At 71.5% G+C, this 9,972-nt stretch carries 10 protein-coding genes and 1 pseudogene; 6 read left to right on the top strand and 5 right to left on the bottom strand.

Annotation, left to right across the window (positions count from 1 at the left end):
• A pseudogene (locus BFF77_RS27830) lies at window positions 1-265 on the top strand (Na+/H+ antiporter); the annotation flags it as partial.
• A 77-nt stretch (window positions 266-342) separates the two neighbouring features.
• Here BFF77_RS27830 and BFF77_RS27825 read toward each other — a convergent pair.
• Window positions 343-1,296, bottom strand: a complete 954-nt coding sequence (locus tag BFF77_RS27825) for a 1-aminocyclopropane-1-carboxylate deaminase/D-cysteine desulfhydrase (RefSeq protein ID WP_066955129.1) — start codon at window positions 1,294-1,296, stop codon at window positions 343-345.
• 103 nt (window positions 1,297-1,399) lie between these two features.
• Window positions 1,400-1,990 (bottom strand): N-acetylmuramoyl-L-alanine amidase, encoded by a 591-nt coding sequence (locus tag BFF77_RS27820; RefSeq protein ID WP_066955126.1) that lies wholly within the window; start codon window positions 1,988-1,990, stop codon window positions 1,400-1,402.
• Between the two features lie 412 nt (window positions 1,991-2,402).
• Between BFF77_RS27820 and BFF77_RS27815 the strand changes: the two genes are divergently transcribed.
• The 3 genes from BFF77_RS27815 (at window position 2,403) to BFF77_RS27805 (ending at window position 5,788) form a co-directional block, all read left to right on the top strand.
• The gene (locus tag BFF77_RS27815; protein ID WP_066955122.1) at window positions 2,403-3,809 is read left to right on the top strand and encodes a family 2B encapsulin nanocompartment shell protein; all 1,407 of its coding nucleotides are present in this window, start codon (window positions 2,403-2,405) and stop codon (window positions 3,807-3,809) included.
• Window positions 3,810-4,119: 310 nt separating this feature from the next.
• Complete coding sequence (locus BFF77_RS27810) at window positions 4,120-5,184, top strand: family 2 encapsulin nanocompartment cargo protein polyprenyl transferase (RefSeq protein WP_107422267.1); 1,065 nt, start codon at window positions 4,120-4,122, stop codon at window positions 5,182-5,184.
• Window positions 5,185-5,341: 157 nt separating this feature from the next.
• Window positions 5,342-5,788: a DUF6304 family protein gene (locus BFF77_RS27805; protein WP_066955115.1), complete on the top strand. Its 447-nt coding sequence runs from the start codon at window positions 5,342-5,344 to the stop codon at window positions 5,786-5,788.
• Window positions 5,789-6,115: 327 nt separating this feature from the next.
• Here BFF77_RS27805 and BFF77_RS27800 read toward each other — a convergent pair whose 3' ends face one another.
• Window positions 6,116-6,811, bottom strand: a complete 696-nt coding sequence (locus BFF77_RS27800; RefSeq protein WP_245703729.1) for a regulatory protein RecX — start codon at window positions 6,809-6,811, stop codon at window positions 6,116-6,118.
• 75 nt (window positions 6,812-6,886) lie between these two features.
• A complete protein-coding gene (gene snpA, locus BFF77_RS27795) occupies window positions 6,887-7,549 on the bottom strand; it encodes a snapalysin (RefSeq protein ID WP_066955112.1) in 663 nt (220 codons plus the stop codon).
• A 207-nt stretch (window positions 7,550-7,756) separates the two neighbouring features.
• Between snpA and BFF77_RS27790 the strand changes: the two genes are divergently transcribed.
• Window positions 7,757-8,728 (top strand): LysR family transcriptional regulator, encoded by a 972-nt coding sequence (locus tag BFF77_RS27790; protein ID WP_211280328.1) that lies wholly within the window; start codon window positions 7,757-7,759, stop codon window positions 8,726-8,728.
• A 172-nt stretch (window positions 8,729-8,900) separates the two neighbouring features.
• A complete protein-coding gene (locus BFF77_RS27785) occupies window positions 8,901-9,233 on the top strand; it encodes a hypothetical protein (RefSeq protein ID WP_066955109.1) in 333 nt (110 codons plus the stop codon).
• A 158-nt stretch (window positions 9,234-9,391) separates the two neighbouring features.
• Here BFF77_RS27785 and sodN read toward each other — a convergent pair whose 3' ends face one another.
• Entirely contained in the window at window positions 9,392-9,787 is a 396-nt protein-coding gene (gene sodN, locus BFF77_RS27780) for a superoxide dismutase, Ni (RefSeq protein ID WP_066955106.1), read from the bottom strand.
• Between the last annotated feature and the right edge of the window lie 185 nt (window positions 9,788-9,972).

The raw sequence follows: 9,972 nt of genomic DNA, 5'->3' as shown, positions 1-9,972 counted from the left end.
TTCCCACACCGCGTTGCGGCTGCGCGCGGTCCTGGCGCGCCGCCGCAACGCGGTGTGGGAACGGCTCGGGGCGGTCAACGAGGTGACGGGCGAGTCGGCGGACGAGACCTACCGGCGCCTGGCGGGCGAGATGATCGAGACGGAGCGGGCGGTCTTCGTGGAGCTGCGCGACCGCCGGCGGATCGACGACGAGATGATGCGGACGCTGCTGCGCAGACTGGACCTGGAGGAGGCGGCGGCGTACCGGGAGGACGGCGCGCCGTGACGGCCCGGGTCCGGGCGGGCCGGGTCCGAACGGGCCGGGTCCGGGCGGCGACTTCCGAAACACGCTCCGGACAGGGTCTAGGCCCTGTCCGCAGGTTCGTACGGTTCGTGTGGCTCCGGGCCGCCGGTGACGACGGCGGCCACCGTCGTACCGCGTGCGAAGAGGCCCTCCTCCGCCAGGACCGTGAGGCCGTACAGCATTTTGGCGACATAGAGACGTTCCACCGCGAGCCCGTGCCGCTCCTCGAAGTCCTCGGCGAACGCGTCGAGCTCCGCGGGGACACGGGCGAAGCCGCCGAAATGGAAGCGCTCGTCCAGGCTCCACTCCCCGGCCGGGCCGCCGAACGCCGCGCGCTGGAGGTCCCGTATCCCCCGGTCCAGAAAGCCGCCTCTGAGGACCGGAAAGCCCAGCGCCCGCTGTCCGGCGCCGAGCCCGGCCGCGAGCCCCGCCAGCGTTCCCCCGGTCCCGCAGGCGACGGCCACGGTCTCGGCCCTCCCGCGCAGCTCCCGGCCGAGTTCCGCGCATCCGCGTACGGCGAGCTCGTTGCTGCCGCCCTCGGGCACGAGGTGCACCGCGCCGGGATCAAGGCCCTCGCGCGCGAGAAGGGCGTCGACGACCTCGGGCTCGGCCTTGCGGCGGTAGGCCGCGCGGTCCATGAAGCACAGCCGCATCCCGTCGGCCGCGCACCGGGCGAGCGACGGGTTCGGCGGCCGGCCGGCCAGCTCCTCGCCCCGTACGACCCCGACGGTGTCGAAGCCCAGCAGCCGCCCGGCCGCCGCTGTCGCGCGCAGATGGTTGGAGTACGCGCCGCCGAAGGTGACGAGGGTCCGCCGGCCGGCCGCGGCGGCGGCCCGCAGATTCGGCATCAGCTTGCGCCACTTGTTGCCGACCAGCTCGGGGTGGATCAGATCGTCGCGCTTGAGGAGCAGCCGTACGCCGTGCCGGGCGAAGCGCTCGTCCACGGCCGGCCGCAGCGGCGACGGGAGCCGTGGCCCGAGGGCGTCGGGTTCGAGCGCTTCGTAGGAGGTCACCCCGCCATTGTCGGGCCCGCGGTCGCATCGGGCCGTACGGGAGGTCCGGGCCGTACGGGAGACAGGGGGCTGTGCGCGAGGTCCCGTACGGGACACGGGGGCCTCACACGAGGCGGTCCCGGACGCGGGCGCGCAGGGACGCCATCGTGAAGCCCCGGGGGTCGACCTTCCCGGGCTGCCACTCCAGATGCCCGATCACCGACGCGGCGGTCCAGCCGTGGTGCCGGCAGACGGCCGCCGCGGCCCTCTCGATGGCCTCCAACTGCGCTTCGGGCCACGGATCCTCGCCGTCACCGAGGTTCTCGCACTCGAAGCCGTAGAAGTAGCGGTTGCCGTCCGTGCTGGCCTCGTTGTCCGGTGGCAGCCGCTTCTCCGCGATCACCGCCCGCAGCACCTCGACATCGCCGAGACCGGCGTGATTGACCCGGCCGTAGCCGACGAGATGGACCGAGCCGTCCTTCGCGATCACACCGTGGCACAGCGGTCCCGGCAGGGCGGAGTGGCCGTTCTTGCACAGCCGTACGGTGGCGTCGGTGCCCCGCGTGACGGTGTGATGGATCATCACACCGTGGACCGGGCCCCAGGGGCCCCGGTGGTCCCGGTTGTGGGTACGCCAGTCGCCGACTTCGACGACCGTGAGGCCCTCGCTGGTGAGCGCGTCGAGGAAACGTCCCGCGGACATGGGTCGGGCCATGGCCGACTCCCTTCGGATGGGCGAGCTTCCGGCCGGCGGGCGGAATGTCTCGTACCGCCGCTTGCTACCCGGAGGTCCACGGCGTCACGAGCCGTTCGGACGGTGTGCGAGCCGATCCGGACACGGGGAGTGTGGCGGGAGTCACCGGATGAGCCGTCGGTGTGCCGGGGACGTGCTGCGGATGCGCTGCCGGTGTGCTCGCGGGAGAGCTGTTGTACGAGACGCCGTACGCCGTGCCGCCTGGCGCGGACACGCCATGAACGGGCCCCTGACTGGGCCATCGGGATGGAATTCGGTGTGTCCTGCCCACTGCGGCGTGATCCAGTCCCACTCTTTTGTGTAATGGTGCGGGCACTCCCTGTGCTGGAAGCTTTCTGCTTGCAGGTCAGCACATGATCGAGAGGGAGACTTCATGTCGGTTGGTGACGAGGTCCGCGCAGTGCAGCCGCCGCCCCAGCAGAGTCTGGGAACGGCCGCCGCCCGGAACCTGGCGACCACCACCAAGTCGGTACCGCAGATGCAGGAGATCACCTCGCGGTGGCTGCTGCGGATGCTGCCGTGGGTCCAGGTGCAGGGCGGCACCTTCCGGGTGAACCGCCGGCTCAGCTACGCCGTCGGTGACGGACGGGTGACCTTCGTGCAGACCGGAGACCGGGTGACGGTCATCCCCGCCGAGCTCGGGGAGCTGCCGGCTCTCCGGGCGTACGGCGACGAAGAGGTGCTCACGGAGCTGGCACGCCGGTGCGAGCAGCGGGAGTTCGCGGCGGGAGAGGTCATGGCCGCCGCGGGTGATTCGGCGGACCGGGTCTTCCTCCTGGCGCACGGCCGGGTCGAGAAGGTGGTCACGGGCCCGTACGGGGACGAGGCGGTCCTCGAAGTGCTCGCCGACGGCGCGTACTTCGGCGACCAGGCCCTGGTGGACGGGGAGGCCACCTGGGGATACTCGGCCCGTGCGGCGACCGCGTGCACGGTGCTGGTGCTGAGCAGGAGCGACGTACTGAACCTCGCGGCGCGCGCGGAGTCCCTGAGCGGCCATCTGGCGTCGCTGGCCTCCGTACCGCACCAGCGGACGAACAAGTACGGCGAGGCGGAGATCGATCTGTCCGCCGGTCATGTCGGCGAGGCGGTCGTCCCGCACACGTTCGTCGACTACGACGCGTCGCCCCGCGAGTACGAACTGAGCGTCGCGCAGACGGTGCTGAAGGTCCACAGCCGGGTCGCCGATCTCTACAACCAGCCGATGAACCAGACCGAGCAGCAGTTGCGGCTCACGGTCGAGGCGCTCCGCGAGCGCCAGGAGCACGAGCTGATCAACAACCGTGAGTTCGGTCTGCTGAACAACTGCGACTACGGACAGCGGCTCCAGCCGCACGACGGCGGTCCGAGCCCGGACGACATGGACGAGCTGCTCTCGCGCCGCCGGGGCTCGAAGCTCTTCCTGGCGCATCCGCGCGCCATCGCCGCCTTCGGGCGCGAGTGCAACAAGCGCGGGATCTATCCGGACAGCGTGGAGGTCGCGGGCCACCATGTGCCCGCGTGGCGCGGGGTACCGATCTTCCCGTCGAACAAGATCCCGATCTCCGACGCCCGGACGACCTCGATCATCTGTATGCGTACGGGCGAGGCCGAGCAGGGGGTCGTCGGACTCCAGCAGAGCGGTATCCCGGACGAGATCGAGCCCAGCCTGTCGGTCCGCTTCATGGGCATCGACGAGCAGGCGATCATCTCGTACCTGGTCACGGCGTACTACTCGGCGGCGATTCTGGTGCCGGACGCCCTGGGCGTGCTGGAGAACGTGGAAGTGGGCCGCTGGGGGTGACTGGGCCGGGGGTGAGGCGCCGGGGGTGAGGTGATCGCTCCGGGGCCCTGGGTGGGCCGGCCGTGCGGACCGTGAGAGAGCGCACGGGACCGCACGGCCGGCCCACCCGGGCCGGCCGTGCCGTGTCGCCCCGGTGCCGCGGTGCCGCGTTGTTCCGGACCTCGGCCTCACCGGTCCCGCATTGCCCCGCTACGGAGTCGCCCCGCTACGGAACCGCCCCGGTCCCGCGTTGCCCTCGTTCTGCATCGGACCCGCGTTGCCCCACTCCAGCCCATGCCCCGGTTTCCCCATGCCCGCAGAGGAAGTGACCATGACCACCACGGATGCCGCCGTCGAGAGCGGCGCGGACGCCGCGACCGAGGGCGAGGAGGCCGTCGCCCTCCTGGAGCGCACCCGTACCGCCGTCCATCCCGAACTGCGTTCCACCGTCGAGTCGTTGCCCGTCTCCCTGCGCCGGATCGCGATGTACCACTTCGGCTGGGAGCACGCCGACGGCACACCGGCCGCCGGGCGGGCCGGCAAGTCGATCAGGCCGGCGCTCGTCCTGGCCGCCGCCCGGTCGCTGGGCGGCGACCCGCGGCAGGCCGTACGGGCGGCTGTCGCCGTGGAGCTGGCCCACAACTTCACCCTGCTCCACGACGACGTGATCGACGAGGACCCGACCAGACGGCACCGCGCCACTGCCTGGAAGGTGTTCGGCACGCCCGACGCGATCGTCGCGGGCGACGCCATGATGGCCCTCGCCCTGCGGCTGATCGCCGAGGATCCGCATCCGGCGTCGGGCGCCGCCGCGGCCCGGCTCGCGGCCTGTGTCATCGAGCTGTGCGCGGGCCAGCAGGCGGACTGCGCCTTCGAGCAGCGCGATCCGCACGATGTCTCGCTGGACGAGTGCGTCGCCATGGCGACCGCCAAGACGGGCGCCCTGCTGGGCACGTCGTGTGCCCTGGGCGCGCTGTACGCGGGCGCGGGGGAGGAGCAGGTCACGGCGCTCGACGCCTTCGGACGGGAGGCGGGCCTCGCCTTCCAGCTCATCGACGACCTGATCGGGATCTGGGGCGACCCGGACCGTACGGGCAAACCGGCCGGTGCCGATCTGGTGGCCCACAAGAAGTCCCTGCCGGTGGTCGCGGCCCTGTCCTCGGGGACCCCGGCGGCCGAGGAGCTGGCCGAGCTGTACCGGTCGCCGATGGACGCCGACGCGGTTCGGCGCGCGGCTTCCGCCGTCGAGCGGGCGGGCGGGCGCGACTGGGCGCAGCACCAGGCGGCGGACCGGATGTCCAGGGCGGTCCACCAGCTCTCCCGGGCGGTCCCCGATCTGGCGGCGGCTGGTGATCTGCTGGCCCTGGCGGAGTTCGTCACGCGCCGTACCCGCTGAGCGCCGGGGCACCCCGGCTCCTGGCTGGTTCTCGCCGTTGCTGCGTTCGTCCCGGGGAGCGCGTGGACTTTCGGGAGCGGTGGACGTGTCCGGAAGTACGACAGGAAGCGGTGACCCGTGCTGCGAGGAAAGATCCGCTAGCGCTACAGTCCGCGCCATGACAGCGGAGTCGACGGACACATGGGCGGGTTGGTACCGGGACCGCCAGGGGGCGGAAGCGATCACCCTCACCGCGGGTGGGCGGCAAGTGCGCACCCGAATAAGGGGAGTCGAGTACGAAGGAGCGGATTTCGCCGCGCTGGAAGCGGTAGGGGCGGGCGAGGCTCTGTCGTCGTGCGTCATGGAGTGGGACATCCCGCTGCCCGTCGCCTCGGACGGCACGGTCCAGCAGGCCACGCTGAGCTGTCTGCTGGCGCTCGGCGAGCGGGGCGCCGAGACCTCGGGCGGCCGGGGACCGGAGCTGAGTCTCACGCTGCACTTCGGCGGGGCGGCCTATGCGTCGGGTATCGCGGGCGGCGGGTTCGAGGAGGCGCTGGACCGTATCCGGCGCCAGCTTCCGGCAGGGACGGAACTGGGCGGCAAGTCGCTGGTGGGGGCGGCCTGATGGTGTGAGGTCCCGCCGAGGACGAGGACGAGGCCGCTACGACCGGCCCGGCGCCCGGCCTGCGCGTAGGCGAACCGGAGCAGACCGGCCTCGGCGGACGAGGCGCGCCGCGCCCGGAGAGCCCGGCGCCGGTGACCCGGCTCGGCGCACCGGCCGGATGGGCCGGGCACCCGGTTCGCCCACCCCGTGGTACCGCCCCCTCCCGCTGAGCCCGGGCCCGTACGTCCGGGCCCTTACGTCTCCGGGCCCTGAGACCGGCTCCGGAGGGCCTGAGACCGGCTCCGGAGGGCCTGAGCCGGGCTTGACGGCCCGGGGCGAGCCCGTTCCTCAGTCGCTCGGCAGGGTGGCCGACTCCTCGATCCAGCCACCGTCCATCGCCGGGTTGTCGTCATGGAGGACGAACTCCTCCGCGATGTCGACCGGCTGAAAACCGGCGGCGATAAGTCCGTCGAGCAGTGCGTCCAGCCGGGCACGCGCCGCCGGACGGCCGACACCGCGGGCGCGCTGGGTGACGAGGCGTTCCTGGACCCCGCCCGACAGCACCCGCCGGGCGTTGCGCGAGACATGAGCGGAGTGCCCCTCGACGACCGCGGTCAGCCGCTTGGTGTCGTAGGGGATCGGCAGCCGTAACGTGATGTGGTGCTCGAAGTGGCAGTGCGCCGGGAGCGTCGCGGCCTCGGCGTCGGTCTGCGGTACGCCCGCGTTCCAGGGCGCCGCCTCTATCTTCGTCCGTACGACCGTGAATCCGGCCCGCGCCAGGCGATCCGTGCACTGCTCGGCCGCGCGGCGCTGCTCGTCCAGGGTGCCCGTGCCGCGCAGGGTGAGCATCGGCTGGGACGGCGTGCGACCGCGGTCCAGAATGATATGGGTGAGTTCGAGACCGTGGGCCGCCGCCCACGCGCCGAGCGACGCGATCGTGTCCGGCCGGTCGGCCCGTACCGTCACATGCGTTTCGAAATCACCCTCGATGGCCCGGCCGAACTCGCTGTTCGGCGACGCGCCGGTGTTCGTACTGAAGTCCACCGAGAGACGCTACCAAGGGGAGCGTGGGAAGGGGCGCCCCTTGGTGCGTTCGGGGCGCCCCTGTCGAGCGTGAGGTCAGGACACCTTCGCCAGGGCGGCGGCGAGACCGTTCACCCAGAGCTGGTTCACCCGGGCGCGTTCAGCGGCGTTCGGCTGGGCGTTCTGGCAGGACGTGCCGGGGCCGCCGCCCGACATCAGCTCGCTGCACGGACCGGAGTAGTGGTCCGGGAGGCCGAGGACGTGCCCGGTCTCGTGCGCGGTGACGCGGGTGGAGTTGTACTGCTGGTTCTGCCGGTAGTCCAGGAAGATATAACCCCGGCCATGACCGTCGGTGCTCGCGTAGGAGCCCCGCGAGTCATTTCCCTCGCGGTAGGTGAAGTCGGCATTGCTGCCGGCCTGGAGTTTCACATTGCTGACCGCGCTGTTCCAGATCGATGTGCTGCTGGCTATCTGGCCGGCGAAACTGGGCGCGCCCGACGCGTTGTAGACCACGGTGACGGCCTGAACGCCCGGATTCGCGGCGCGCTTTTCGGCCACCGACTTGAGAACGGCGTCGAAGAACGCCTTGTTGGCGGCGGCCTCGGCCTTCGAGCCCGCGTAGGCGGCGTACGAACCGGCGCCCGCAGCCGCGGTGTCGGCGGTGTCGGCGGCGGTGGCCGTGGGTGCGACACTGAACGCGGTCGCGAATGCCAGGCCAATTCCGCAGATCGCGGAAATCGCCGTCTTGGGGTGCTTCATGTGGGGGGCTCCCTAATCGTCCGGTGAACGGAACCGGTGAACGGGTTCGGTACCGGAGAGTCTCGGGGAGCCGGGCGCCGTGCGGATGATGTCAATTCCCGATAGCACCAGCGCATCACCGCCCTGGCCGAGTTTCTGTGAATGCGCCGCCAATTACTGCGATTTGGGCACCTGGTGCGTCTCCTGAGGCGGCTCTACCCTCGGGGCATGGAGCTGGAGGTGAGGCACTTGCGGGCCCTGTGCGCCATCGCCGACACCGGCAGTCTGCACAAGGCGGCACGGCAACTGGGCATGAGCCAGCCGTCCCTGACGACCCAGCTGCGGCGTATCGAGAATGCCCTGGGCGCCGAGCTGTTCTCGCGTGAACGCACCGGCTGCCGGCCCACTCCGCTGGGCCGCTCCGTGGTGAGCCGGGCCCGGCCGCTGGTCTCCGGCATGGCCGCGCTGGTCGCCGAGGCGCGGGCGGCGACCGATCCGACGGGCGGCCCGCGGCTGCGGATCGGCTCCACCGCGAGCCGCGCGCTGGTGGGCTGGCTGCGCCGGCTCCGGCGGCGGCTGCCGGGCACGGACATCTCGCTCCAGATGGATGTCTCGGCCAACGCGCTGCTGCGGACGGTCGCGGCGGGACAGCTCGATGTGGCCTTCGTGCACGAGGTGGAGGGCTGCCCGCTGCATGTCCCGGAGGGGCTGGAGGCGCGCGTACTGGTCGAGCGGGAACCGCAGTTCATCTCCATGGCCCGCGACCATCCGGCGGCGGCCAGCCCGGTGGTGGAACTCGCCGACCTCGCCGGCGACCGCTGGATGGTCGATCCCACGGTGGACGGTGAATGGGACGGCCTGCGCCGCGTGCTCGGCGCGGCCGGCCTCAACCCGCCCGTACTGCACGGCGATTACCTGACGGCCGCGTCGCTCATCGCGGTGGGCGAGGCCGTGGCACCCTGTCAGCCCACCTCGCGCCCGCGCGAGGACATGGCGATCAGACCGCTGAGGGACGATCCCCTGGCGGTACGCCTGCTGCTGTTCTCCCGTCCGGGCCCCACGGCCGACGGTGCCTCCATGGGCGCCCAGGTCTACCCGGACCTGGAAGAGGCCTACCGCGAAGCGGCCCTGGGAGCGACCGACTACCGCCTCTGGCTCACCCGCAACAAAAGCCCGCTGCTCCACGCTCCGGCGCTCTGAGTGCGCCCTTCGGCCGGGCCGGGCGGAAGTCCTGCCGGGCGGAGGTCCTGCCGGGCACCCGCGTAATCCTTGCGGGGCCGGAGCGCGTCGGTCCGCTACTGTCGGTTGCTGTCGGTGGTTGATGGCGGCGCTTCGACAGGTCGCCTCCTGTGCGGACGGTGGGAGCGAGCCCGTGGGCTTTACGGACGAGGTCTGGCGCGTGGTGGCGCGCGAGGACGGGCGAACGGTCGGGCACATCGCCATCGAGGTGGCCGATTTCCCCTGGCTCAGCGGCCGGTTCACCCCCGGTCCGGCGTTCGAGTCGGTGCGCCCCCTCTTCGACCACGAGCTGGCACTGCTCGACCGCATCGACGAGGACCAGGCCGCGTGGGAGACCTCCTACGACGCCGTCGAGCGCGCGGTCTCCCTCCACTCGCCGACGGGTCCCGTCGCGGAGTTCCTCCTCCACATCAAGGGCGACCGGGCCTGGTTCCGCTGGAGCGACACCCCGTTCCCCGAGGACTGAGCCCATACGGACCGGACCACCCGCCGAAGCGACCGGTCCGTCCGGAAGGGGCCGCCGAAGCAGAACGGCCCGGCCATCTCCCATGACCGGGCCGTTCCGTGCACAGATCTGATCCCCACCACGGCCCCACGCGGGGGCCGCTTGTCGCACGGCGGCGGTCAGGCCTTCTTGGTCTCCCAGAAGATGCGGTCGATTTCGGCGATGAGCTCCAGCGCCTTCTCGCCCGTCTTGGGGTCGGTCGACGCCTTCGCGGCGGAGAGCGCCTTGAGGGTGTCGTTGACGAGCTGGTGGAGCTGGGGGTACTTCTCGAAGTGCGGGGGCTTGAAGTAGTCGCTCCAGAGCACCGAGACATGGTGCTTGGCGAGCTCGGCGCGCTGCTCCTTGATGACCGTCGCGCGCGCCTGGAAGTGGGCGTCGTCGTTGCCCTGCATCTTTTCCTGGACGGCCTTGACCGACTCGGCCTCGATGCGGGCCTGGGCGGGGTCGTACACACCACAGGGGAGGTCGCAGTGGGCGCTGACCTTCACCTTCGGGGCAAACAGGCGGGAAAGCATGGAGCTGTCCTTCCTCGTGATCGTCTTCTCAGGTGCGACATTACTCGGTGAGAAGCGTGATTTCGCGAGGGCCCCTAGGGTCTTTCGTTTGGATCTGGCCGGATCGGGGAGCGAGTCTGGTGCCGTGGATCGCAAGGCGGAGGAGGGAGCCCACGCGGAGCGTAGGCGACCGACGACAACGCGGC

Origin of the sequence: Streptomyces lushanensis, from assembly GCF_001700515.1 — a bacterium.
GTDB classification, from domain to species: Bacteria; Actinomycetota; Actinomycetes; order Streptomycetales; family Streptomycetaceae; genus Streptomyces; species Streptomyces lushanensis.
Note: the sequence above shows the minus strand (reverse complement) of the source record. Positions and strands in the feature narration are given on the sequence as shown.